The 25,827-nt window shown below is 51.0% G+C and carries 25 protein-coding genes and 1 other annotated feature; of the genes, 1 reads left to right on the forward strand and 24 read right to left on the reverse strand.

The window, feature by feature from the left end:
- Positions 1–72 precede the first annotated feature (72 nt).
- The 21 genes from C173_RS01955 to C173_RS02050 all read right to left on the reverse strand — a co-directional run bounded on the left by C173_RS01955 (position 73) and on the right by C173_RS02050 (position 21,734).
- The gene (locus tag C173_RS01955; protein WP_036692367.1) at positions 73–324 is read right to left on the reverse strand and encodes a ribosomal L7Ae/L30e/S12e/Gadd45 family protein; all 252 of its coding nucleotides are present in this window, start codon (positions 322–324) and stop codon (positions 73–75) included.
- A gap of 179 nt (positions 325–503) precedes the next feature.
- Positions 504–4,115, reverse strand: a complete 3,612-nt coding sequence (gene rpoC / locus C173_RS01960) for a DNA-directed RNA polymerase subunit beta' (RefSeq protein ID WP_036721855.1) — start codon at positions 4,113–4,115, stop codon at positions 504–506.
- Positions 4,116–4,228: 113 nt separating this feature from the next.
- A complete protein-coding gene (gene rpoB / locus C173_RS01965) occupies positions 4,229–7,774 on the reverse strand; it encodes a DNA-directed RNA polymerase subunit beta (RefSeq protein WP_036721858.1) in 3,546 nt (1,181 codons plus the stop codon).
- 425 nt (positions 7,775–8,199) lie between these two features.
- A complete protein-coding gene (locus C173_RS01970; protein ID WP_036721860.1) occupies positions 8,200–8,796 on the reverse strand; it encodes a class I SAM-dependent methyltransferase in 597 nt (198 codons plus the stop codon).
- A gap of 136 nt (positions 8,797–8,932) precedes the next feature.
- Positions 8,933–9,292, reverse strand: a complete 360-nt coding sequence (rplL, locus tag C173_RS01975; protein WP_036721862.1) for a 50S ribosomal protein L7/L12 — start codon at positions 9,290–9,292, stop codon at positions 8,933–8,935.
- A gap of 63 nt (positions 9,293–9,355) precedes the next feature.
- On the reverse strand, positions 9,356–9,859 hold the full coding sequence (gene rplJ / locus C173_RS01980; RefSeq protein ID WP_036721864.1) for a 50S ribosomal protein L10: 504 nt from the start codon (positions 9,857–9,859) through the stop codon (positions 9,356–9,358).
- 64 nt (positions 9,860–9,923) lie between these two features.
- Positions 9,924–10,077 (reverse strand) — a sequence feature (ribosomal protein L10 leader region).
- 68 nt (positions 10,078–10,145) lie between these two features.
- The gene (gene rplA, locus C173_RS01985) at positions 10,146–10,838 is read right to left on the reverse strand and encodes a 50S ribosomal protein L1 (RefSeq protein ID WP_036692357.1); all 693 of its coding nucleotides are present in this window, start codon (positions 10,836–10,838) and stop codon (positions 10,146–10,148) included.
- Between the two features lie 80 nt (positions 10,839–10,918).
- Entirely contained in the window at positions 10,919–11,344 is a 426-nt protein-coding gene (gene rplK / locus C173_RS01990) for a 50S ribosomal protein L11 (RefSeq protein ID WP_019908208.1), read from the reverse strand.
- A 75-nt stretch (positions 11,345–11,419) separates the two neighbouring features.
- Positions 11,420–11,953, reverse strand: coding sequence for a transcription termination/antitermination protein NusG (gene nusG / locus C173_RS01995; protein WP_020427084.1), 534 nt, complete (start codon positions 11,951–11,953; stop codon positions 11,420–11,422).
- A 21-nt stretch (positions 11,954–11,974) separates the two neighbouring features.
- Positions 11,975–12,166, reverse strand: a complete 192-nt coding sequence (gene secE, locus C173_RS02000) for a preprotein translocase subunit SecE (protein ID WP_036692354.1) — start codon at positions 12,164–12,166, stop codon at positions 11,975–11,977.
- 21 nt (positions 12,167–12,187) lie between these two features.
- Entirely contained in the window at positions 12,188–12,337 is a 150-nt protein-coding gene (gene rpmG / locus C173_RS33465; protein WP_074086515.1) for a 50S ribosomal protein L33, read from the reverse strand.
- A gap of 363 nt (positions 12,338–12,700) precedes the next feature.
- The gene (sigH, locus tag C173_RS02005; RefSeq protein WP_036721868.1) at positions 12,701–13,345 is read right to left on the reverse strand and encodes an RNA polymerase sporulation sigma factor SigH; all 645 of its coding nucleotides are present in this window, start codon (positions 13,343–13,345) and stop codon (positions 12,701–12,703) included.
- Positions 13,346–13,506: 161 nt separating this feature from the next.
- A complete protein-coding gene (locus C173_RS02010) occupies positions 13,507–14,028 on the reverse strand; it encodes an NYN domain-containing protein (protein ID WP_036692346.1) in 522 nt (173 codons plus the stop codon).
- Between the two features lie 2 nt (positions 14,029–14,030).
- Entirely contained in the window at positions 14,031–14,792 is a 762-nt protein-coding gene (rlmB, locus tag C173_RS02015) for a 23S rRNA (guanosine(2251)-2'-O)-methyltransferase RlmB (protein WP_036721871.1), read from the reverse strand.
- A gap of 24 nt (positions 14,793–14,816) precedes the next feature.
- On the reverse strand, positions 14,817–15,254 hold the full coding sequence (locus C173_RS02020; protein WP_036721873.1) for a Mini-ribonuclease 3: 438 nt from the start codon (positions 15,252–15,254) through the stop codon (positions 14,817–14,819).
- Positions 15,251–16,657: a cysteine--tRNA ligase gene (cysS, locus tag C173_RS02025; protein ID WP_036721875.1), complete on the reverse strand. Its 1,407-nt coding sequence runs from the start codon at positions 16,655–16,657 to the stop codon at positions 15,251–15,253. The genes C173_RS02020 and cysS overlap by 4 nt, the downstream gene beginning before the upstream one ends.
- 51 nt (positions 16,658–16,708) lie before the next feature.
- A complete protein-coding gene (gene cysE / locus C173_RS02030; RefSeq protein WP_036721878.1) occupies positions 16,709–17,401 on the reverse strand; it encodes a serine O-acetyltransferase in 693 nt (230 codons plus the stop codon).
- A gap of 438 nt (positions 17,402–17,839) precedes the next feature.
- A complete protein-coding gene (gene gltX, locus C173_RS02035) occupies positions 17,840–19,303 on the reverse strand; it encodes a glutamate--tRNA ligase (RefSeq protein WP_036721880.1) in 1,464 nt (487 codons plus the stop codon).
- A 58-nt stretch (positions 19,304–19,361) separates the two neighbouring features.
- Positions 19,362–19,850, reverse strand: a complete 489-nt coding sequence (gene ispF, locus C173_RS02040; protein WP_036721882.1) for a 2-C-methyl-D-erythritol 2,4-cyclodiphosphate synthase — start codon at positions 19,848–19,850, stop codon at positions 19,362–19,364.
- A complete protein-coding gene (gene ispD / locus C173_RS02045) occupies positions 19,847–20,545 on the reverse strand; it encodes a 2-C-methyl-D-erythritol 4-phosphate cytidylyltransferase (protein WP_036721883.1) in 699 nt (232 codons plus the stop codon). The genes ispF and ispD overlap by 4 nt, the downstream gene beginning before the upstream one ends.
- Before the next feature lie 100 nt (positions 20,546–20,645).
- Positions 20,646–21,734 (reverse strand): PIN/TRAM domain-containing protein, encoded by a 1,089-nt coding sequence (locus C173_RS02050; protein WP_036721886.1) that lies wholly within the window; start codon positions 21,732–21,734, stop codon positions 20,646–20,648.
- Positions 21,735–21,943: 209 nt separating this feature from the next.
- On the opposite strand from C173_RS02050, the gene C173_RS02055 reads away from it, so the two are divergent.
- Entirely contained in the window at positions 21,944–22,339 is a 396-nt protein-coding gene (locus tag C173_RS02055; RefSeq protein WP_036721889.1) for a hypothetical protein, read from the forward strand.
- Positions 22,340–22,516: 177 nt separating this feature from the next.
- On the opposite strand, the gene pssA is transcribed toward C173_RS02055, so the two are convergent.
- From pssA to radA, 3 genes are all read right to left on the reverse strand, one after another.
- On the reverse strand, positions 22,517–23,254 hold the full coding sequence (gene pssA / locus C173_RS02060; RefSeq protein ID WP_036721891.1) for a CDP-diacylglycerol--serine O-phosphatidyltransferase: 738 nt from the start codon (positions 23,252–23,254) through the stop codon (positions 22,517–22,519).
- 64 nt (positions 23,255–23,318) lie between these two features.
- Positions 23,319–24,395 (reverse strand): DNA integrity scanning diadenylate cyclase DisA, encoded by a 1,077-nt coding sequence (gene disA, locus C173_RS02065; RefSeq protein WP_036721893.1) that lies wholly within the window; start codon positions 24,393–24,395, stop codon positions 23,319–23,321.
- A gap of 13 nt (positions 24,396–24,408) precedes the next feature.
- Entirely contained in the window at positions 24,409–25,776 is a 1,368-nt protein-coding gene (gene radA, locus C173_RS02070) for a DNA repair protein RadA (protein WP_036692317.1), read from the reverse strand.
- Positions 25,777–25,827: the final 51 nt, after the last annotated feature.

Below are 25,827 nucleotides of genomic sequence, written 5' to 3' on the forward strand. Positions count from 1 at the left end.
TGGTTCATAAAAAGACAAATGAAAAGTCCTTGCTGCCGAAGTGTACCCCGGTACAAAAACGTTCTCTTGCTGCTATTGTTTTAAGACGGCTGCCATCGCAGCACCAACTTCTATACCGCAGGCCTTGCCCAAATTCAGCATCGTGTCCACATAAGTGACCTTCACACCTTGTTTGTTGCAAAGCATTACAATTCTGGAAGTAAGCCGTTGATCTCCGTCCTCTGCCACATAGACTTCTGCGGCTTGGCCCAACTCCACCGCCTTGACGGTTTGCTTGGAACCGATCTTGACCTGAGCATCCTGTAACCCTCTGTCATCAGTCATGAAAATCATTACCTCCACTGAATAAGAATGACAAGACTACTCACGCACCTTAGACATATTAGCATCCTCAGCACATGATGTCAAGAAAAACGACAATAAATTTATTAATAATCACAGCAGACAGCCACGTCACGCCAGATTTCTGCGTGACGCGGATACTGCTTGCCATGAGTATTCAATTATTCAGCGGGTACCGGCTCTAAAGCTTCTTCACTGCTTTCAGCATTCGGATCGCTCAGCTTCACATTACGGTAACGATTCATGCCTGTACCTGCAGGAATCAGCTTACCGATGATTACATTCTCTTTCAGACCGAGCAGCTTATCCACTTTACCCTTAATAGCTGCATCTGTTAAGACGCGGGTAGTTTCCTGGAAGGATGCCGCAGACAGGAATGAATCAGTTTCCAGGGAGGCCTTGGTGATCCCGAGCAGAACCGGTTTGGCGACTGCTGGTTCATTTCCGGCAAGAATGGCTTCCTTGTTGGCTGCTTCATATTCATGAATATCCGCAAATGCACCCGGCAGGAGACTGGTATCTCCGGCATCGATAATACGGATTTTGCGCAGCATCTGCTTGATCATAACTTCAATGTGCTTATCATTGATTTCAACGCCCTGGTTACGGTATACACGCTGTACTTCTTGCAGAATGTAGTTCTGTACCCCGCGGATCCCTTTGATACGCAGCATTTCTTTAGGGTCAATTGAACCGTCTGTTAATTCATCGCCGGCCTCAATCTCCTGGCCTTCGCTGACACGCAGACGGGAGCCGTAAGTGATGGAATACGTTTTGGACTCTGCTTCACCCTGGACTTCGATCTCGCGGCGGTCCTTGGTTTCGCGGATTTCCTTAACTACCCCGTCAATCTCACTGATTGTAGCCTGACCTTTAGGGTTACGGGCTTCAAACAGCTCCTGGATACGCGGCAAACCTTGCGTAATATCGTCTCCGGCTACACCGCCGGTATGGAACGTACGCATGGTAAGCTGTGTTCCCGGTTCACCGATGGATTGTGCGGCAATAATACCGACAGCCTCCCCGATTTCCACGAATTTACCTGTTGCCAGGTTACGTCCGTAGCACTTCTTGCAGACACCGTGACGGGCACGGCAGCTCAGTACAGAGCGGATCTGCAGCTTGGTCACGCCAGCATTCACGATTTCTTCAGCCTTATCCGAGTCAATCAGATCGTTACGGTGAACGATGATTTCCTTCGTCTCAGGATGACGGACGGTCTCGAAGGAATAACGGCCTTCAATACGGTCGTAGAGATCCTCAATGACTTCCTTGCCATCCTGAATCCGGCTAACCATGAAGCCTTTATCAGTACCACAATCTTCTTCACGGACAATAACATCCTGCGCTACGTCAACCAGACGGCGTGTCAGGTACCCGGAATCCGCTGTACGCAGCGCTGTATCGGCCAGACCTTTACGCGCTCCGTGAGTGGAGATAAAGTACTCGAGGACGGTTAGGCCTTCACGGAAGTTCGCTTTGATTGGCAATTCAAAGATTCGGCCCGAAGGTGTTGCCATCAGACCACGCATCCCACCGAGCTGGGTGATCTGCGATTTGTTACCACGCGCCTTGGAGTCGACCATGAGCATGATGGAGTTGAAGCGGTCCATTGATTTAAGCAATACGTTAGTCAGATCATCCTTGGTCTTCGACCAAATCTCGATAACGCGGTCATACCGCTCATCATTGGTAATCAGACCACGGCGGTATTGATTCGCAACCACATCAACCTTAGCTTCGGATTCCTTAAGAATGGTAGCTTTTTCTTCAGGCACGATAACATCCGATACGGCAACCGTAACGCCGGAACGTGTAGAGTACGTAAAGCCGAGTTGCTTAATTTTATCCAGAATCACTGAAGTCTTGGTGGTGTGATACGTCTCAAAGCAGCGGGCGATAATGAGGCCCAGATATTCTTTACCTACAGCACTGGCTTCCGGAGCTGCCATGATCAGTTCGCGGACATCCGCACCCTTTTCATAGATGAAGTACTTCTCAGGAGTTCCCTGCAGCAGGTTAGTTTTGGTAGCTTCGTTGATATACGGGAAGCTGCTTGGATAGATTTCGTTGAAGATAATCTTACCCACAGTAGTGATCAGCAGAGCATTCTGCTGCGCTTCTGTGAAGCTGGTTTTACCCAGAGCCTTAACAGGAATAGCAACACGTGCATGCAGACCTGCAGTTCCGCGCTGATAAGCAGAGACCGCTTCATTCACGTTACGCAGGATCATCCCGGTACCCTTTTCTTCCTTGTTGTCCATGGTCAGGTAGAACGTACCAAGGACCATATCCTGGGAAGGGGTAACGACCGGCTTACCGTCCTTAGGGTTCAGGATGTTACCGGACGCCAGCATGAGAATACGGGCTTCAGCTTGAGCCTCAGCGGACAGAGGAACGTGTACCGCCATCTGGTCACCGTCAAAGTCGGCATTGTAAGCCGTACATACGAGCGGGTGAAGACGGATCGCGTGACCTTCTACCAGAATTGGTTCGAACGCCTGGATACCCAGTCTATGCAGCGTAGGGGCACGGTTCAGCAGAACCGGATGCTCTCTGATTACCTCTTCAAGCACATCCCATACTTCAGGACTTACGCGCTCAACCTTACGCTTCGCGCTCTTTATGTTGTGGGCTAGCCCTTTGTTAACCAGTTCTTTCATTACAAACGGTTTGAACAGCTCCAGTGCCATCTTCTTAGGAAGACCGCATTGGTACATCTTCAGGTAAGGTCCTACGACGATAACCGAACGTCCGGAATAGTCAACACGTTTACCGAGCAAGTTCTGGCGGAAACGTCCCTGTTTACCTTTCAGCATATGGCTGAGCGATTTGAGCGGACGGTTACCTGGTCCTGTTACAGGACGGCCGCGGCGGCCGTTGTCAATCAGCGCATCTACAGCTTCCTGAAGCATCCGTTTCTCATTCTGAACGATAATGTCAGGCGCGCCGAGGTCCAGCAGTCTTTTCAGACGGTTGTTCCGGTTAATTACACGGCGGTACAGGTCATTAAGGTCAGACGTAGCAAAACGGCCGCCATCAAGCTGAACCATTGGACGAAGCTCCGGAGGGATAACCGGGAGTACATCCATGATCATCCAGTCAGGCTTGTTGCCGGAGTTGCGGAATGCCTCAATGACTTCCAGACGTTTGATTGCCCGGTTGCGGCGCTGGCCTTGAGCGGTACGCAGCTCTTCTTTGAGGAATTCCAGTTCTTTATCGATGTCGATATCCTGAAGCAGCTTTTTGACAGCTTCTGCACCCATGCCGGCCTGGAATCCGTAGCCATATTTCTCACGGTAGCTGCGGTATTCTTTCTCGGACAGCAGCTGCTTCTTCTCCAGCGGAGTTTCCCCTGGATCAGTTACAACATAAGATGCAAAGTAGATAATCTCTTCGAGCGATCTAGGAGACATATCCAGTGCCAGACCCATACGGCTTGGAATACCTTTGAAATACCAGATATGAGATACAGGAGCTGCCAGTTCGATGTGGCCCATACGTTCGCGGCGGACTTTAGCGCGGGTAACTTCCACGCCGCAGCGGTCGCACACTACGCCCTTATAACGGACGCGTTTGTATTTACCACAGTGACATTCCCAGTCCTTTTGCGGTCCAAAAATACGTTCGCAAAAGAGACCCTCTTTTTCCGGTTTCAATGTACGATAGTTAATGGTTTCCGGTTTTTTAACTTCTCCGCGGGACCAAGAACGAATTTTTTCCGGGGAAGCGAGCCCGATTTTCATAAATTCAAAATTGTTAACGTCCAACAAGGAGCAACCCTCCTTAACCTATATCCTGATTTAGTACCACAGCCCTCTCTTGACGCTGAGGTCAACAGAGGGCATGGTCCTTTGTGTAATGAAATTAGTGGCTTGCTGGTGAACTACTCTATGCCAACTTCTGCGCCTTCCAAATTGAGGCTCAGCTTATCGCCTGACGTCTCGTCCTCATCGTCCAGTTCCTTCATCTCGATCTCCTGCTCGTCACCGCTGAGGATTTTGACATCCATCCCGAGCGACTGCAGTTCCTTGATCAATACCTTGAACGATTCCGGTACACCCGGTTCTGGAACATTTTCACCTTTGACAATGGATTCGTACGTTTTCACACGGCCGACCACATCATCAGACTTCACGGTCAAAATCTCTTGCAGTGTATACGCCGCACCGTAAGCTTCAAGCGCCCACACTTCCATCTCCCCGAAACGCTGTCCGCCGAACTGAGCTTTACCGCCCAGTGGCTGTTGTGTAACGAGTGAGTAAGGACCTGTGGAACGGGCATGAATCTTATCGTCAACCATGTGCGCAAGCTTGATCATGTGCATGACGCCGACAGTAACCTCACGCTCGAAGCGCTCGCCTGTACGTCCGTCATACAGCACAGTCTTACCATTACGCTGCATACCGGCTTCTTCCATCGTATCGAACACGTCATACTCACGGGCTCCGTCGAATACCGGAGTAGCCACGTGGATACCCAGACGCAGTGCAGCCATACCGATATGGACTTCAAGCACCTGTCCGATGTTCATACGGGAAGGAACGCCCAGCGGGTTCAGGACAACCTGTACCGGCGTACCGTCAGGAAGGAACGGCATATCTTCTTCTGGCAGGATACGGGCAACGACACCCTTGTTACCGTGACGTCCGGCCATCTTGTCACCTTCAGAAATTTTACGCTTCTGGGCGATGTAGACACGAACCAGCTGATTCACGCCAGGAGGCAGCTCATCGCCGTTCTCACGTGTGAATACTTTGACGTCAACGATAATACCATCACTACCATGCGGAACGCGCAGGGAGGTATCACGAACTTCACGGGCCTTCTCACCGAAGATCGCATGCAGCAGGCGTTCCTCAGCAGTCAGCTCAGTTACACCCTTCGGAGTAACCTTACCTACCAGAATATCGCCGGCATTGATTTCCGCACCGATACGGATAATTCCGCGCTCATCCAGATTGCGGAGCGCCTCTTCACCGACGTTAGGAATATCACGTGTGATCTCTTCAGGTCCGAGCTTCGTATCACGGGCTTCGGATTCGTATTCCTCGATGTGGATCGAAGTGTATACATCTTCCTTCACCAGCTTCTCACTCAGCAGGATCGCATCCTCGTAGTTGTAGCCTTCCCAAGTCATGAACGCAACGACTACGTTGCGGCCAAGCGCAAGTTCGCCCATTTCTGTGGAAGGTCCATCTGCCAGGATGTCACCTTTTTTGACGATATCCCCACGTTTAGCCAGTGGACGCTGGTTAATACAGGTACCCTGGTTCGAACGCATGAATTTGTGTAATTTATATTTAACGATATCGCCTTTGACTTCCTTGCCTTCAACTGCCTCAACACGGCGCAGCCAGATTTCATTAGCAGAGGAGCGTTCGATAATACCGTCATATTTGGAGACAATACATACGCCGGAGTCTTTAGCAGACTTATGCTCCATCCCTGTCCCTACAAGCGGAGCCTTAGGAATAAGAAGCGGAACGGCCTGACGCTGCATGTTCGATCCCATCAGTGCGCGGTTGGAGTCATCGTTCTCAAGGAACGGGATGAGCGCCGTTGCGACCGATACGACCTGTTTTGGCGAAACGTCCATGTAGTCTACACGGTTGCTAGGCATAGTAGTGATGTTGTCTGAATCCTTGTTGTAACGAACGATAACCTGGTCTTCCTTAAAGGAGCCATCCTCATCGATCAGTACATTAGCCTGTGCAACTACATAGTTATCTTCTTCATCGGCAGTCAGATAATCGATTTGCTCAGTTACCTTACCTGTCTTCGGATCTACCCAACGATACGGAGCTTCGATAAAGCCGTATTCATTGATGCGGGCGAAGGTGGACAAGGAGTTGATCAGACCGATATTCGGACCTTCTGGAGTCTCGATAGGACACATACGGCCATAGTGACTGTGATGGACGTCGCGGACTTCAAAGCCTGCGCGTTCACGAGTCAGACCGCCGGGTCCGAGTGCAGACAGACGGCGCTTATGCGTAAGCTCGGCAAGCGGGTTCGTCTGATCCATGAACTGGGACAGCTGCGAACTGCCGAAGAACTCTTTGATCGATGCGATAACCGGACGGATGTTGATCAGCGCCTGCGGTGTAATCGCATTGGCATCCTGAATCGACATTCTCTCGCGGACTACGCGCTCCATACGGGATAGACCGATCCGGAACTGATTCTGCAGAAGCTCACCTACAGAACGCAGACGGCGGTTACCCAGATGGTCAATATCATCCGTGTTGCCGATACCATGCAGCAAATTAATAAAGTAGCTGATTGAGGATATAATATCAGCCTGAGTAATATGCTTAACCGATTTATCAATGTTGCCATTGGCGATCAGTTTGATGATACGGCCTTCTTCGATTGGCGAGAATACGTCAATGGTCTGAAGCGGAATATCTTCGCTGTCCATTACACCGCCGGTTACACGGTAGTTTTTGGCAGCCATACTCTTCTCGAAATAAGGAATCAGCTCATCAAGCAGGCGGCGGTCCACCATTTGGCCGGATTCTGCCAGGATTTCTCCGGTAGATTCATCAACCAAAGGCTGTGCCAGACGCTGATTGAACAGACGATTCTTAATATGCAGCTTTTTGTTGATTTTGTAACGGCCTACATTGGCCAAATCATAACGTTTCGGGTCAAAGAAACGTGCGACGAGCAAGCTCTTGGCATTATCAAGTGTAGGTGGTTCGCCCGGACGCAGACGCTCGTAGATTTCAATAAGCGCCTTCTCCGTGGAATCCGTGTTGTCTTTATCCAGCGTGTTGCGAATATATTCATCATTGCCAAGCAGTTCCAGAATTTCAGCATCACTGCCGAAGCCCAGAGCACGCAAGAGGACTGTTACCGGGATCTTACGAGTCCGGTCGATACGGACATACATGATGTCCTTAGCGTCGGTCTCAAGCTCCAGCCAGGCTCCGCGATTTGGAATTACTGTGGCGGTGTAAGTTTTTTTGCCGTTCTTATCCACTTTTGTGCTGAAATAGACGCTTGGAGAGCGAACCAACTGGCTGACAATAACCCGTTCCGCACCATTGATAATAAAAGTGCCGGTTTCCGTCATCAGAGGGAAATCTCCCATGAACACTTCCTGCTCTTTAACCTCACCGGTCTCCTTATTGATGAGACGCACCTTCACACGCAGAGGTGCTGCATATGTTACGTCCCGCTCTTTAGCGTCGTCAACCGTGTACTTCGGTTCACCCAGGCTGTAATCAATGAACTCTAGTACCAAATTCCCTGTGAAATCCTGGATCGGCGAGATGTCCTGGAACATTTCCCGCAATCCTTCCTCCAAAAACCAATCATAAGATTTTTGTTGGATCTCGATCAGGTTCGGGACCTCGAGTACCTCGTTAATTCTCGCATAGCTCCGCCGAGTGCGTCGACCATACTGAACAAGATGTCCTGCCAACTTTACTCACCCCTCATGTCTACTCACTTAAAAATTGATTGCGAACCCTTGTTTGGACCCGTATAATGGAACCATAACACAAGGATTCAGCCATAAATACAGAAAAGCCCCTTATCGAAATCTTTCGAAAAAAGAGCACATCTATCCACGGCCAAAATACTCCTTATCCAGTAGATTTGCCCAAAACGTGCGTATTATACGTCACCAGGCTACAGTTCATGCGCTATTATCTATTGCCCCGGCGACCTTCGCCGTGACAGGAACATAGAGAACGGAATTCGCAAAAACCTGCCGTGCGGCATGCGCTTACCGGGCGACAATATATCACTTGACATTTCAGCAAACTAAAGACATGGAGCCTATCTTAATACTGACATTTTATAATAATACCACTACGGACATCGCATGTCAATGAGTATTATTATTTATTTTTGAGCTTTTAAGATTCTATAGCCCTTGTCTTTCCCTACTTCTTCTACCACTGCAAACATACTCTCCAGCTTGGCAACCGCCGACGGCGCACCCTGCTTCTTCTGAATGACAACCCACAGACAACCGCCCTCATTCAAATGATCATACGCCTGTTCAAAAATCGCATGCACTACGGCCTTGCCGGCGCGAATCGGCGGGTTGGTTAGAATCACATCGAAGGTCTGCCCCTCTACTGCCGATAGCACATCACTTTCCATCACCGTAACATTGCGGATTCCATTATGCTGCGCATTCTCGCGGGCAAGCTCTACCGCACGGCTGTTGATATCAATCATCGTTACATGTCCCTTGGAAGCGAGATGCGCCGCACTAATCCCTATAGGCCCGTAACCACAACCCACATCCAGCACCTTCGCATCCTCCGGAATCTCCATCGCCTCAATCAGAACACGGCTGCCATGATCAATATCTCCTTTTGAAAAAACACCGGCGTCGCTGGTAAAGCGTAGGCGTTTGCCTCTCAGCTCCGTATCGATGCTGCGTCTGTCATGACGCGCTTCCGGCTGCTGCGAGTAATAATGCTGCGACATACTATCCTCCCTTTCACGTTGAACTACACATACCTGCAAGGCTCCCTTATAGAGCAACCCCCTTGAACAAGTTCAAGGGGGTTGCGGAAACCGGAGAGAATGACTTCTGCCCCGGGGCAGTACCTATTGAATCAACTTATTTTACTTCTACAGCTGCGCCTGCTTCTTCCAATTTTGCTTTGGTAGCTTCGGCTTCTTCTTTGCTTACTTTTTCTTTGATTGCTTTTGGAGCGTTGTCTACAACTTCTTTAGCTTCTTTCAAGCCAAGACCTGTGATTTCGCGAACGATTTTGATAACGTTGATTTTGGAAGCGCCAGCGCTTGTCAAAATTACGTCGAATTCGGACTGTTCAGCTTCAACAGCTGCTACAGCGCCGCCAGCTGCTACTGGAGCTGCTGCAGTTACGCCGAATTCTTCTTCGATTGCTTTTACCAGGTCGTTCAGTTCCAGTACGCTCATGCCTTTAATTTCTTCTAAGATTGTTTCTTTGCTCATGATTGAACCTCCATTATATTTGAATTGGTTTGTGGTCTTGATTATGAAGCTGGAAGCAAAGGCTTACGCGCTTTGTTCTTCTTTCTCAGCAACAGCTTTAACTGCAAGCGCGAAGTTGCGCATTGGAGCTTGAAGCACGCTAAGCAGCATGGAGAGCAAACCATCGCGGGATGGCAGTTCAGCCAGTGCTTTCAGTTGGTCCGCATCGATAACTTTACCTTCTACAACGCCGCCTTTCAGTTTCAAAGCGTCGTTCTTCTTAGCGAAGTCATTTAGAATCTTAGCTGCTACTACCGCATCAGTCTCGCTGAATGCGATCGCTGTAGGACCCGTCAGGACAGCGTCCAGATCAGTCAGCTCAGCTGCCGCAGTTGCACGGCGAAGCAATGTGTTCTTCAGGACTTGAAACTCAACGCCAGCTTCACGAAGCTGCTTACGCAGTTCAGTCACTTGCGATACGTTCAATCCGCGGTAGTCTGCAACAACAGTGGAGACACTGTTCTGCAGTTTGCCAGTCACAACATCAACCGCATCCTGTTTAGCTTGGATTACTTTTGCATTTGCCAATTATATACACCTCCTGAAAATTTATGTCACGGCGGTTATTCCGGAGAAACCCCGCCGTTCCTACGCAGGCATTAGAAAAGCCTCCGCAGATTCACGAAGGCTTGATAAAACGGAAAGTTAATCAGGCGAGCCTGGCACTTTTTGTTTCTATCACAACACCTCGGTAGGAAATTAAGCCCTACGGCACCTACTGTCTACGGTAAGCATATTCACATTTAAGATTGATCACCTTAATGTTTACAACTGTTATAGATTATCAAAGATAACTCGAGGAGTCAACCTTTAATTATCTGAAAGCAGCCGCGTTCACACGAGCGCTAGGTCCCATTGTTGACGAAATAGCGATGCCTTTAAGGTATACACCTTTGGCAGCAGCCGGTTTCGCACGGTTCAGAGCGTCCATAAGAGCTTTAAGGTTCTCGTTCAGTTGTTCAGCGTTGAAAGACACTTTGCCGATTGGCGCGTGAATTTGGCCCGCTTTGTCAAGACGGTATTCGATCTTACCGGCTTTGATTTCTTGAACAGCCTTGGTAACGTCGAAAGTAACTGTACCTGCTTTAGGGTTAGGCATGAGACCTTTACCACCGAGCAGACGACCCAGTTTACCGACTTCACTCATCATATCAGGTGTAGCTACGCAGACGTCGAATTCGAACCAGCCCTGTTGAATCTTGTTGATCATATCAGCATCACCAACAAAATCAGCGCCAGCAGCTTCCGCTTCCTTCGCTTTTTCACCTTTTGCAAATACAAGCACGCGTTGTGTTTTGCCTGTGCCGTGAGGCAGGACAACAACACCACGAACTGCCTGGTCTTGTTTACGCGGGTCTACACCCAGACGAACTGCTGCTTCAACGGTTTCGTCGAATTTGGCAGTTGCCGCCTTTTTCACAAGCTCTACAGCTTCTGAAGGCTCGTAAGTCGCTTCGCTGTTGATCAGCTTCGCGGATTCTTGGTACTTCTTACCATGTTTAGCCATGAAATGTTCCTCCTTTGTGGTATTAGCGGAAATTCCTCCCACATATTGCGGTCATGAATGACCGGTTCATCGAATACATATTAGTCTTCGATTGTGATTCCCATACTGCGGGCAGTACCTTCAACCATACGCATTGCAGCTTCAACAGATGCAGCGTTCAGATCGGGCATTTTGGTTTCAGCGATTTCACGAACCGCTGCGCGGCCCAGCTTCGCTACTTTTTTCTTGTTTGGTTCACCGGAGCCTTTTTCTACTTTTGCAGCGATGCGAAGCAGAACAGCAGCCGGAGGAGTTTTGGTGATGAAGGTAAACGAACGGTCTTCAAATACTGTAATTTCAACCGGGATGATCAGACCAGCCTGGTCGGCAGTACGAGCGTTGAATTCCTTACAGAATGCCATGATGTTGACACCCGCTTGACCTAACGCCGGACCTACTGGAGGCGCTGGATTCGCTTTCCCTGCAGGAATCTGCAGTTTCACCATTTTAATAACTTTTTTAGCCATGAGTGACACCTCCTTGCGTAAATAGTGGTATTCGAATGCTAAACAGCATTCTCCCACAAGAAACCCTTGTGCTTGTTATATCTTCTCCACTTGAGTGAAATCCAACTCCAGCGGGGTTTCCCGTCCAAACATGTTGACATGTACCTTGATCTTGCTTTTGTCTGCCAAAATTTCTTCCACGGAGCCCACAAAATTCGCAAATGGACCGACCATAATACGTACGGATTCCTTAATTTCGAAATCAATCTTCGCTTTAGGTTCAACCATGCCCATATGCTTCAGAATCTGTTCAACCTCTTCGGGTAGCAGAGCGGTAGGCTTAGAGCCCGAACCAGTTGAACCGACAAATCCGGTAACGCCCGGTGTATTGCGGACAACATACCAGGAATCATCAGTCTGAACCATTTCGACCAAAACGTAACCAGGGTAAACTTTGCGCATGACAGTTTTTTTCTTGCCATCCTTGTTTACCAGCTCTTCTTCCATAGGAACAAGAACGCGGAATATTTTGTCTTCCATGCCCATGGACTCAACGCGTTTTTCCAAATTGGCCTTGACCTTATTCTCATACCCGGAATAGGTATGAACAACGTACCATCTTTTTTCCATATCAAGCCACCTGGGACCTCTCTAAATAATCGCTTCAATCACAGCGGAAATACCGATGTCCAGAACCCAGAAGTAAAGAGAAATAACTACAATTGTACCGAGAACGATCAATGTATAGTTCTTCAGTTCTTTACGGCTAGGCCAGCGAACCTTTTTGAGTTCACTCCAGCTCTCAGTGAAAAAGGAAAACAAAGACTTGAAACTACGTTTCACGCCGACTACACCTCCAAAAGACTATCTGGTTTCGCGATGAGGAGTTTGCTCGTTACAGAACTTGCAAAATTTCTTCATCTCCAAGCGGTCGGGGTGATTTCGCTTGTTTTTGGTTGTTGCATAGTTTCTTTGTTTGCAACTTGTACAAGCCAAAGTGATAATTACCCGCATGATGTGCACCTCCCGAAGACGTACTTCTAATCATCAAATTAGAAGACGTAGATATTGATTCAAAAAAAAGCCGCGAATTTAGGCCTACCTAAAACACTTTAGCATAATATCAATGTCTGTGTCAACGAAAGTTTCCCCCATCGCACTGGGTAATTCCGGGTGCTGTAGCCTTATGCCATAAGTCATCTTTGATCCTGTTTCTTCTTTTACCGCTAGCTGTCTTCCATAATCATTATGCTGCAATCCGCTTGTGTATAAACCTGCCATCATCCAACGTTTTCAGCAATTGTAAATTCGTCGTATCCAAATCTAGCGGACACTAAAAAAAGACTCGAGTCCCGAGCCTTCCTAGTCATTATATCATTAATTGTCACGCACTTCCAGATATCTTTCCAATTTACGTTTCACACGCTGCAAAGCATTGTCAATGGACTTCACATGCCGCTTCAAATCCTCGGCAATCTCCTGATAGGACCGTCCGTCCAGATAGAGCATCAGAACCTTGCGTTCCAGATCACTCAGAATCTCGGCCATCTTATCTTCCAGTCCGATGAACTCCTCCTGGTTGATAATCAGCTCTTCCGGGTCCAGCACCTGACTTCCGCATATCACATCCATCAATGTCCGGTCGGAGTCCTCATCATAGATGGGCTTGTCTAACGAGACATATGAATTAAGCGGAATATGCTTCTGGCGGGTAGCGGTCTTAATGGCGGTTATAATCTGACGGGTGATGCACAGCTCGGCAAAGGCCTTGAACGATGACAGCTTGTCACCCTTGAAGTCACGGATGGCCTTGTATAAGCCAATCATGCCTTCCTGCACAATATCTTCACGATCTGCCCCGATCAAAAAATAGGAACGGGCCTTGGCACGCACAAAATTACGGTACTTGTTAATTAAATGCTCCAATGCGCCACTGTCGCCACCACGGAAGATCTCGACAATTTCTTCATCACTTATGAAATCATACTCGGACAGCATTATTTCCTTGAGGTCGACACTCACCAAGAATCCCCCCGGCTGCAACGCAAGACACATCGTTACTTCTCGAAATATAGGAACAGTATATATTATGTTACCTTACACCGTCAACCGGATTTGTCCAAAAACAATCTTCAATAACATATTATGTAATTTTCTCGTGAGGGGCAACTGCTATTCCTGTCCTACTGCCTGCGCCAGTCCTCCAGCCGTTTACGTGTCTCCGGCGGCAGCTTGTCTTCAAGCGAGTGACGGGTCCCGCTCACGCTTCCCGGCTCGATCGCCTTCTTCACCTGCTTCTGGTTCTCCTCAATCTCAAGCCTCAGTTCCCTGGCTGAAATCCGGAGTGCGCCCTGGGCAAAAACGACATGCTGCTCCACAAAATCGCTGGTGGCTACCGAGATCTGTCTGCGGCGGTGCGTGAATTCCCCAACCAGCCGTTCGATGCATTCATCTGCCGTTTCCTTCTCCTTGGTGAAGAAGACCTGGATCTTCCCTTGTTCAAACGACCTGCCCAGTCCCGGCACACGGTAGGCATCGAATACGGCAATGACGCGCAGCCCGGAGAATGCCTGATAATCGGCCAGCATATCGAGCAGCCGGTCGCGTGCCCCCTGCATACCGGTCTGCGACAATGCCGCAAGCTCCGGCCAGCCGCCGATCATATTGTATCCGTCCACGAGCAGGATATCGCGCCAGTCTGCCATAGTTATCCCTGTTCTTGGCGGCGGCGGAGTACCTCGTACATGATTACGCCCGCTGCTACTGAAGCATTCAGAGAGTTGATTCTTCCGGCCATCGGCAGCTTAAGCAGCACATCGCATTTCTCACGGATCAGGCGGCCCATCCCCTTGTTCTCATTGCCGATCACCACTGCTACCGGCCCGGTGACAATATCCGATCCGAACAGATTCTGATCGGTATCCACATCCGTGCCGACTACCCAGACTCCCTGCTCCTTCAGCCGATCAATGGTCTGTCCCAGATTCGTTACGCGGGCCACAGGCACATATTCGACTGCACCAGCCGAGGTCTTGGATACGGTAGCTGTAATCTGCGCAGAGCGGCGCTTCGGCACAATGACTCCGTGCACACCTGTGCAGTCAGCCGTACGCAGGATAGACCCGAGGTTATGCGGATCTTCAATTTCGTCCAGCAGGAGCAGAAACGGCGGTTCTCCCTTGGCTTCAGCAATTGCCAGAATATCAGCAACCTCCGTGTAGGCAAAAGGCGCCGCTTGCGCCACCACTCCCTGGTGCTGAACGCCAGGTGCAAGCTGATCCAGCTTGCGCTTGTCTACATGCTGAATGACAATGCCCGCCTTGCGCGCTTCCGCAACGATAGGTGCGGTCAGGTGCTTTTGTGCAGTTTCGGCGATCCATATTTTGTTGAGTGTACGTCCCGCTCTAAGGGCTTCAAGCACCGAATGCTTGCCTGCCAGTATTTCCTCTTCAGTTCTCAATTCTTCCATTGTTTTATCTCCTGTTCTGTATACTCACTTGGGGCGGTGCATCATATATTCGATACTGCTGTGAACAAGCTCCTGGATTCTCGCTTGCTGTCCTGTGTAATATAAATAGCCGATCATGCATTCAAAAGCAGTGGCGTGGCGGTATTCCAGCACATCCGCATTTTTGGGAATGCTGCCGGATTTGGCATTGCGCCCCCGTCTGACCACATCCTTCTCATCCTCGGTGAGCACCGGGTCCAGATAAGCAAGAATGTTGCTCTGAGCTCTGGCGGAGACCAGTCCGGTCGCCGACCGGTGCAGATGCTGGGGGCGCAAATTAGGCAGCGAGATCAGATACTGCCGGACTGCAACTTCGTAGATAGCGTCACCTGCATAAGCAAGGACGATTGGAGGCAGCAGATGGGCAGGCTTAGAGGGTTCATACGGGAACCAGGCGCGGTTCAGATCAAACAGCCCGTTCATTTGCGCCGCCACCGCATTCCCTGTGGAGTATCTTCCAGCAGAATTCCCAGCGCATTCAGCTCATCGCGGATTTCATCCGACCGGCTCCAGTTCTTGTTCTTGCGCGCTTCCACACGCTCTGCAATCAGGCGTTCCACCTCTTCGCTTGCCACTTCTTCCTCAGTCTCTACCGTGAGGCGAAGCACCGCATTCATCTCGGCAAAAGCCTTCAGCAGCGCGGCGAAGTCAGCCGGATTCGCCTCAGGATCAGCAAGCGTAAGGTTCGCCAGGCTCACCCAGTCGAACACCGCCGTAATAGCGTCCGGTGTATTGAAATCATCCTGCATCCGCGCATGGAAGCTGCTAAGGATAGCGGCCAGCCGCTCCGTAACCTGCGGACTTGCTTCACCCTTTGTCCCCTCCGCCGCCAGTTCAAGGCGATGCTTCACATTGCCTTCAGCCAGAGCGATCCGCTCTACGCTTTTCTCAGCAGACAGCAGTGCTTCCTCGGTGAAGTTCAGCGGATTGCGGTAATGGCTGGATAGCATGAAGTAACGGATAGCACCCTGCTTGAAGCGCGCGCGGATATCCTTCACGAGGAGGCCATTCCCCAGCGACTTTGACATTTTCTCGTCACCGATATTCAGAAAAGCATTATGCATCCAGTAATTCGACAGCGGTTCACCCGTCAGCGCTTCGGTCTGGGCACATTCGCATTCATGATGCGGGAATTTCAAATCCTCTCCGCCGCCGTGAATGTCGATCGTTGTACCCAAATATTCACGCACCATCGCCGAGCATTCAATATGCCAGCCTGGACGGCCCTCTCCCCATGGACTGGACCAGTGAACTTCGCCCGGCTTGGCTGCCTTCCAGAGTACGAAATCCTCCTGGTTCTCCTTGCGCGAATCCACCTCGACACGGATACCGAAGCGCAGCTCCTCCAGATTCTGGCGGGACAGCTTGCCGTAATTGGCAAATTTCCCGGTACGGTAATACACATCTCCGCCGTTCTCATACGCGTAGCCTTTGTCTTCAAGCTCCTTAATGAACTCGATAATCGTGTCCATGCTCTCCGTAACGCGCGGATTCATCGTCGCCGGCTTCACGCCCAGCCCGGCCAGATCCTCCTGGTAGGCGGCAATAAACATTTCGGCAACCTCGGCTACTGTGATGTTCAGCTCCTCCGCCTTGCGGATCATTTTATCATCCACATCGGTGAAATTTGTCAGATAGCGGACCTCATTACCAAGCGTCTCCAGGTAGTTGCGCACCATGTCAAAAACAATGACCGGTCTTGCATTCCCGATATGCATATAGCCGTAGACCGTGGGTCCGCAGACGTACATCTTCACCTTATCCGGCTCCTGCGGTACAAATTCTTCCTTCGTGCGCGTCATTGTGTTGTAAATGTGCAAAGCCATTCTTGTCCCAACCCTTTCTATTGTCCCCGGATTTCTGAAATGCCGGTGCTCTTAAATTTCGTAATCGCCGATATATTGCTGGCTTTCGAGCCGCCGCTGTTCCTGCTTCTGCTTATCTTCAGCCCCCATCTTTTCTCTTAGCTCCTCAATCTCCTTCTGCAGGAACTTGAGGGAATCGATTAGCGGGTCAGGCATCTTGGTATGATCCAGCCGGTCGGATACACGTTCGCCGTTACGCTTGACTACACGCCCGGGATTGCCGACTACCGTGCTGTTGTTAGGCACTTCACGCAGCACGACTGCGTTAGAGCCGATATTAGAATTATCGCCGATCCGGAAGGAACCCAGTACTTTGGCACCAGAGCCGATGACTACATTGTTGCCGACGGTAGGGTGCCGCTTGCCTTTCTCTTTGCCGGTCCCTCCGAGTGTAACTCCCTGATAGATAATAACATCATCGCCAATCTCACAGGTCTCACCAATGACAATACCCATTCCGTGGTCAATAAACAACCGGCTGCCGATGACCGCGCCCGGATGAATCTCCACTCCCGTCATGAACCGGCTGATCTGAGAGACCATGCGTGCCAAGGTAAACCAGCGGCGTTTATAAAAAGAGTGGGCCATCCGGTGTGCCCAGATCGCATGAAGCCCGGCGTAGGTGAAGACGACCTCGAACCTGCTGCGGGCAGCGGGATCATTGTCGAATACTGCCCGAATGTCCGACTTGATATGCTTAAACATCGCGGTTCCCCTCTTCTTTGAGATGCTATATTTCAAGTTACATTCTTATATTTCAACAAAAAACGCCCCTGCAGCATGATAGCTGCAGAGACGTTTAACCGCGGTCCCACTCTGCTTGAACATTCGTATATGCCAGAGCTGTTACACTTCGCAGCCGCTGTATCCGGTGTTCCTCTTGGTGTCTGTAACGGCGACAGCCCGGCACAGTCTACAGCCCCGCACAGGGACATTCAACCATGCAGCTCACAGGTGCATTTTCAGCGGCAGACAAATGAATAACTCCCAGCCTGCAAGGGCATTCGCCCTTAAGCGGTTATTCTCTCTGGTAATTGTCCTGATACGCCTACTTTTCCTGATCCCAGCTATTTCTTATATCCTTCTATCTTAGCGAAAAGCCGCAGAACTGACAAGGGTCTTCTCCCCCTGCATGTCCCTGCCCTAAGCGCCTTTGATTTGTGATTTCAGGCGTTCGATCACCCGGCTGCGGCCAAGCAGCGCAATCGTTGCATTCAAGTCGCGGCCATGCATCTGTCCGGTAAGAGCGACACGAATCGGCATAAACAGCGCTTTGCCTTTGTGACCGGTCTCCTTCTGCACTTCCTTGATCAGAACAGCCATATGCGGGGCGCTGAAATCTTCGGCAGCCTCCACTTTGGCCAGAAATGCGGACAGCACTTCAGGAACCTGAGCTTCGGCAAGCACCCCTGCCGCTTCGGTCTCCAGCTCCAGGTGGCTGCGGAAGAACAGCTCGGAGAGGGCGACAATATCCGACGCAGCTGTCATTTGCTCCTGGTACAGCGCAACCAGGCTCTCCGCCCAGCTCTGCTGCTCCTCACTGAGTACCTCAGGCAGACGGCCCGCCTTCTGCAAATGAGGAATGGCAAGTGCCGCTATCCGCTTAGGATCGGCATGCTTGATATAGTGATTGTTCAGATGCGCCAGCTTGTTCGTATCGAACACTGCCGGGCTCTTCGACAGACGGTCCGCCGTAAAGATCGAGATCAGCTCTTCCTTGGTGAAGATCTCCTCTTCACCCTCAGGCGACCAGCCCAGCAGGGTGATGAAGTTGAATAGAGCTTCCGGCAGGTAGCCGAGCTGATCGTACTGTTCAATAAACTGAATGATCGATTCATTCCGTTTGCTCAGCTTCTTATGGTCATCGCCGACAATCAGCGTCATATGTCCGAAGAGCGGAGCTTCCCAGCCCAGTGCCTCATAAATCATGAGCTGGCGCGGGGTATTGGAGATATGATCTTCTCCGCGCAGCACATGGGAGATAGCCATCAGATGGTCGTCCACCGCTACAGCGAAGTTATAGGTCGGAATACCGTCCTTCTTCACGATGACGAAGTCACCCATTTCTTTGCTGTTGAACGAAATGCTGCCTTTTACGATATCATTGAAGGTATAAGTGCGGTCTTCCGGAACAAGGAAACGGATGCTGGCCACGCGTCCCTCTGCCTCAAAGGCCAGGCGCTGCTCCTCGGTCAGATTACGGTGTTTGCCGGAATAACGCGGGGTTTCGCCGCGTGCCGTCTGCTCCTCGCGTTCAGCCTCCAGCTCTTCCTCTGTGCAATAGCAGCGGTAAGCCAGGCCGCGGTCCAGCAGATCCTGCCAGTAGACACGGTACAGATCCAGACGTTCAGTCTGGCGGTAAGGCCCGTATTCGCCGCCTACATCCACGCTTTCATCCCAATCGATTCCCAGCCACTTCAAATACTTCAGCTGGCTCTCTTCACCTTCTGCAATGTTGCGCTTAAGATCCGTATCTTCGATCCGGATAATGAATTTGCCGCCCAGATTGCGGGCGAACAGATAGTTAAACAAGGCTGTTCTGGCATTTCCGATATGTAAATGTCCCGTAGGGCTCGGTGCGTAACGCACCCGAACTTGATCCGCCATGGGTTTCCCTCCGCTTCATATTGGTTGAAATCAGGCCTTTACTTACGCTAAAGCCATCTCACGATGATATCACATCTTGCAGCAGACAAACAATAGATTGGGCGGCAATTCCCTCTCCGCGCCCTGCGAAGCCAAGCTGCTCGGTCGTTGTTGCTTTTACATTCACCTTCGCTACGTCAGCGCCAAGCGTGCGGGCAATAATCTCCGTCATCTGCGGAATATAAGGTGCCATCTTCGGTTGTTGCGCTATGATGGTTGAATCGATATTCCCCAGCCGGTATCCGCGCTCACGCGCAAGTGCCCATACCTGCTCCAGCAGCTTCAGGCTGTCTGCATCCTTGAAGGCCGGATCGGTATCGGGAAAATGTCTGCCGATATCCCCAAGGCCCAGCGCTCCCAGTATAGCGTCGCTTACCGCATGCAGCAGCACATCCGCATCGGAATGCCCCAGCAGCCCCTTCTCATAAGGAATCGTCACTCCGCCGATAATACACGGCCTTCCCTCGACCAGCTGGTGTACGTCAAATCCTTGTCCTACAGCAATCATCTGTGTCCCTCTCCCCTGCTTCTTACTGTGAATTCAGCGAAATCCAAGTCCTCCGGCGTCGTGATCTTAATATTCATGTAGCTTCCTTCTACAACTGACACGGTAATGCCGCTGCGTTCCGCCAGACTGGAATCATCTGTCCCGAGAAAACCGTCCCGCTCTGCCTCCTCATAGGCGGACAGCAGATCGGACAAACGAAAAGTCTGCGGGGTCTGAATCGCCCACAGACTTCGCCGGTCCGGCGTTGACAGCACCTTGCCTTCACTGTCGACCTGCTTGATCGTATCCTTAACCGGTACTGCAAGCACCGACGCTCCGGCGGACTGCGCCCGCTCGTAGCAAGCTTCTATCTCGCTGTCCTGTACGAACGGCCTTACCCCGTCATGAACCATGACCCAATGGGTCTTAAGTTCATCCAGTCCGCGGCGTACCGAGTGCTGGCGCTCCGTTCCCCCGGGAATGACCGCAGCTACTTTATCCAGCTTGAAGGCTTGTACCCATTGCTTACAGCGCTGCACATCCTCTTCCCCGGTGACGAGCACAATCTCGGAGATCAGCTTATGCCGCTGGAATACCTCCAGGGTATGCACGAGTATCGGCTTGCCCTGCAGCAGCAAATATTGCTTGCTCTCTGCCGTTCCCATCCGGGTTCCTCTGCCTGCCGCTACGATAACGACGCCAACACTGTTTGACATGCTTTCGGCTCCTGTCTTTCTTTCACGTATACTCCCATCATAACGTGTTTGGCTGGCATTTCCAAGCCCGAAAGGGTGCTGCCGGAGGCTACAGCTGAACTTATTGTGCTTTTTCCAGAAGCTTCGGTTTGGCAAAAATCATCCGTCCTGCCGATGTCTGCAGCACGCTCGTCACCAGAACCTCCATCGTAGTGCCGATATAATCCCGGCCGCCCTCCACCACAATCATCGTGCCATCGTCCAGATAGGCTACGCCTTGTCCATGTTCTTTGCCGTCCTTGATCACCTGAACAATGATCTCTTCGCCCGGCAGAACCACCGGCTTCACTGCATTCGCCAAGTCATTAATATTCAGCACCGACACTCCCTGCAGCTCGCATACCTTGTTAAGGTTAAAGTCGTTGGTGACGACCTTGCCGTGCAGTACTTTCGCCAGCTTGACCAGCTTGCTGTCCACTTCTGAGATCTCCTCGAAATCCCCTTCATAGATCAGCACCTTAACGTCCAGCTCTTTCTGAATCTTATTCAGAATATCAAGCCCTCTGCGTCCGCGGTTACGCTTCAGCAGATCCGATGAATCCGCAATATGCTGCAGCTCCTCCAGCACGAACTCAGGAATAACAATCGTGCCTTCGATGAAGCCCGTTTTACAGATGTCAGCAATCCTCCCGTCAATAATCACGCTGGTATCGAGGATTTTATGCTCCTGAGTTCCACGCTCCTCCGGTTCAGCAGAGCGTGCCCAGCGTCCGGTGTTCCAGAGCGAAGCCAGCTCCTCCTTCTTCTCCAGCCCGATCCGCAGGCCCATATAGCCCAGAGCAAGCGTGGCAGCTACCTGCAGCAGCTCCCCTGCTTTACCCAGCCAGGACATAGCGGGATACAGCAGCAGAGACAGCAGCAGACCTCCCGTAAGCCCTGCTGCGCCTGCAGCAAGCTCATTCATCGGGATACGCGAGCAATACGCAACCATCTCCCGCAGCTTTGAACTTGCCCATTCCGCGCATAAAGTCCCCGCAATCAGAAAAATAATGGCACCCAGCACCGCAAACAAAATGCTTCCTTCCATAGGCAAGCTATCCTCCAGTTTCCCAAGGCCTACCGGGAACCCTCTTTCTGCCGCGTGATATAGCGAATAACCGGACCAGGCTCCACAACACCCGGCAAGTATCAAAACAGACTTTTTCCACATAACCTCGCACCTCCTTTTATTCATCCATCAATCCTCTATACCTCACCAGTATGTTCCAATTTTTAGGACGATAATCCGGGGGCGCGTTATTTTTTCTGCAAGCCCCGAATTTCGTCCGGTTCTGTTGCCGTAAACTGCTATTCCTGGTTGAAAATGAGGGAGACCCTGGCATATAATGAATTCAATTCGAACCCAGGGGTGAATGGAAAATGAGCGCACCAAGTTTACAGGCCTTCCAGGATCAAGTCTCCGAACTGCTGCTCCGTCACCGTAGTCTTCTGGATGTCATGTCCAAGAACGGACAGAGCAGTGCTTCCGTCAACCGGGCTGTCGTCAAAGCCATTACCGAATGCGGCTGCATTCAGCTGCATGCCACCAAGCAGGTCTTCGAGCCCACTCTAGGCCTTGAGCAAGCCAAGGAGCTTGCCGGAACCCATCTGGCAGGGGATCTGTGTGAGAACTGCCGCGAGGTCATTGGCTCCGAGCTGGGCCGCGAGCTGTTCTACATGTCTGCACTCTGCAATTTGCTTGCTATCAATATGGACGAGGTTGTCGCCAAGGAATCGCAGAAATGCGCAACACTCGGGTTGTTCAACTTGTCCTGAGCAGACCGTCCGCGCTCTCCTTCATCCATTCCGCCAGCTCCGGGGGAACCTTATTCCGTATACTTCCCTTCCCGCAGGCAGCAAAAAGGCATTGCACTCTCCTGATATTCAGGAAAGGCAATGCCTTTTGTATATAGCGTATAGCGGTCTATGAATGAAATAAGTTCTGAAGAAGGGCTAACCGTTCTTGGAATGATATACCTTATCCTCCGAGCGTCTTCTGCGGCGGCGTTGCCGGCGGACCTTAAACAGCCCTAAGCTCTGTCTGAAGCCATATAAGGCGTACAGCGCCAGAAGTCCAAAGATCAGCTTGGCAATCTGTTCAGGGAAGACCACCGCAACAGCTACAGCGATCACGATAACTACAGGTGCGCCTATAACCGCTTTTTTGGGAAAACCAATCTTCTTGAAGTTGGGATACTTCACTGTGCTGACCATCAGATACGACAGCAGCAGGGTAGCCATAATCATGAATGGTGCAGATACATCCTTATGGAAAAGTGCAAGCGTGGCCAGAACCCCGCCCGCAGCAGGAATCGGCAATCCTACGAAATATCCCGGAATCCCCGGGCGGACATTGAACCGGGCCAGACGTAAGGCTCCGAATACAGGGAAGATCGCCGTGACGGTCCATCCCAGTGCAGGATTCAGCTCCTGCAGACTTGTTAAATACATAATCAGCGCCGGGGCGACTCCAAACGAAACTACATCGGATAGAGAATCCAGCTCCTTGCCGAATTCACTCTCACATTTCAGCGCACGGGCCATCCGGCCATCCAGCCCATCGAGCAGCATCGCGATAATCACCATGATAGCGGCCATGCTCAGCTTGCCGTCAAACGCCATCATGATACCAAACATTCCAAGCATCAGATTACCAATCGTAAAAAGACTTGGAATTGATTTTTGTATCATTTCTTCACCTCAATTTTCCTACTTGTACTGCATGGGACTGCAACATTACGTGATTGTATGGTATTTACATTTGTCTGTCAATAAGAACTTGTTTCTGGAGCCGCTTCAGCCCGTCCTGAATATTGCGTGCGCGGACCTCGCCAATGCCGTCCACTTCATCAAGCTCAGCTATGCTTGCCTTCATCAGGTTAGGCAGCATTTCGAAGCGTTCCACCAAATTGTGGATGATCACATTCGGCAGCCGTGGAATCTTGTTCAGCAGGCGGTAACCACGGGGAGTTACAGCTTCTTCGGAGGAAATGGCTGTTGAGGAATAGCCCAGCAGGCGGGCAATATGGTTGTCATCCATCAGTTCATCATCGCTGCTGCGCTTCAGCCCGGCAATGATCTCACGGATCTTCTCCTCCTGCTCTTCTCTGGCATAGTCTCTGTACAGCAGCCATGCTTCTTCCTCTGTATTTCCAACCAATTCTTCCATCTGCATACTGATCAGCCGTCCTTCATTGCCAAGCTCGTTGATGTAACGCTTAATTTCCATTTTGATTCTCAGCACCATCTCCACGCGCTGGATCACACCGACGACCTCGGCCACCGTCACAATCCCCTCATATTCAGAAGCGGACAGGTTGGTCAGCCCTTGTGTCAGAACGGCTCTGTACTTCTCCAGGGTCTGAATCGCCTGGTTGGCTTTGGCCAGAATCGAACCAATTTCCTTGAGTGCGTAACGGATGGAGCCCTGATACAGCGTAATAATATTACGGCGCTGGGAAATGGAAACGACCAGCTTGCCGGTCTGCTTCGCTACCCGTTCTGCCGTCCGGTGCCGGATTCCTGTCTCGATCGAAGAGATGGAGGAATCGGGGATCAGCTGCGTATTGGCGTACAGAATCCGCTTCAGATCCTCGCTCAGAATAATCGCTCCGTCCATTTTGGCCAGCTCGTATAAATAGTTTGGTGAAAAATCGCAGTTAATGGAGAAGCCGCCATCGACAACCTCCATGACCTCCGGACTATATCCGACAACAATCAGTGCCCCGGTCTTCGCGCGAAGCACATTCTCCAGCCCTTCCCGGAAGGGTGTTCCGGGTGCAGCCATTCTAAGCAGATCATTCATATTATCTGATGGATTATATTCTTTCATGTCCCTGTGCCCCCTAATCTAACGCGACCGCTAGTGCCTGTGCTACTGTGCTGACGCCTATAATCTGGATATCCTGCGGATGCTTCCAGCCCTTCAGACTCTTCTCGGGCATAATAACCCGCCGGAAGCCAAGCTTGGCCGCCTCTTTCACCCGCATCTCTGCGCGTGATACCCCTCTCACCTCACCGGTAAGCCCTACCTCCCCGAAAAACACATCATACGGCTTGGTCGGAAAATCACGGAAGCTGGAGGCAATGCTGATAGCGACAGCCAAATCCACCGCCGGCTCATCCAGCTTCACCCCTCCCGCAACGTTGAGGTAAGCGTCCTGATTCTGCAGGAACATGCCCATCCGCTTCTCCAGCACAGCAATGATCAGCGCCATCCGTTGATGATCCATACCTGTGCACATTCTGCGGGGCGAAGGGAAATGTGTTGAAGCCACCAGCGCCTGCAATTCAACAAGAACGGGTCTTGTGCCCTCCATGCTGGCTACCACCGCTGACCCGGCCACTCCGAGCGGGCGCTCAGACAGAAACAGCTCCGACGGGTTCTCCACCTCAGTCAGTCCGATTTCCCCCATTTCAAAGATCCCAATCTCATTGGTGGAGCCGAAGCGGTTCTTCACCGCCCGCAGCAGACGGTACGTATGATGGCGCTCCCCTTCAAAATAAAGGACACAATCCACCATATGCTCCAGCATACGCGGGCCGGCAATAGCGCCTTCCTTCGTTACATGACCAACAAGCACTGTGGCGATCCCCCGGATCTTGGCGATGCGCATGAATCTTGTGGTACATTCCCGCACCTGTGCTACACTGCCCGGCGCACTGGTTACCTCCGGCATAAATACAGTCTGGATCGAGTCAATGACCAGAAATTGAGGCTGAATCTGCTCAATCGCTTCCTCAATGCTCTCCATGTTCGTCTCACATAGAACGTACAGTTCCGCAGACAGCGCTCCGAGGCGGTCGGCCCGCAGCTTGGTCTGCCGCACAGATTCTTCCCCCGAAATATACAGCACGCGCAGCCCTTGTGTAGTCAAGGCATGCGAGGTCTGCAGCAGCAGTGTCGATTTCCCGATTCCGGGGTCGCCTCCGACCAACACCAGCGAGCCGGGAACGATCCCGCCGCCAAGCACGCGGTTAAGCTCACCGATGCCCGTCAGAATACGGGGCTCCTTGTCACTTTCTATATTTATGATCGATTGCGCCTTTTCTTTACTCTGAAAAATAGGTGCATTCATGCCTTGTGTTTTGACTACGCTTTCCGTTTCCTCTACCATCGAGTTCCATTCCTGGCAGCCCGGGCACTTTCCGAACCACTTCGGTGATTCGTAGCCGCACTCGGTACAGAAAAATTTTGTTTTAGGTTTAGCCATGTGCACTCCTTACCGTCCGAACTTGCTAAAATTGCGGATATTTTACTCTTA

This window comes from Paenibacillus sp. FSL R7-277, from assembly GCF_000517965.1.
Lineage (GTDB): Bacteria > Bacillota > Bacilli > Paenibacillales > Paenibacillaceae > Paenibacillus_AQ > Paenibacillus_AQ silagei.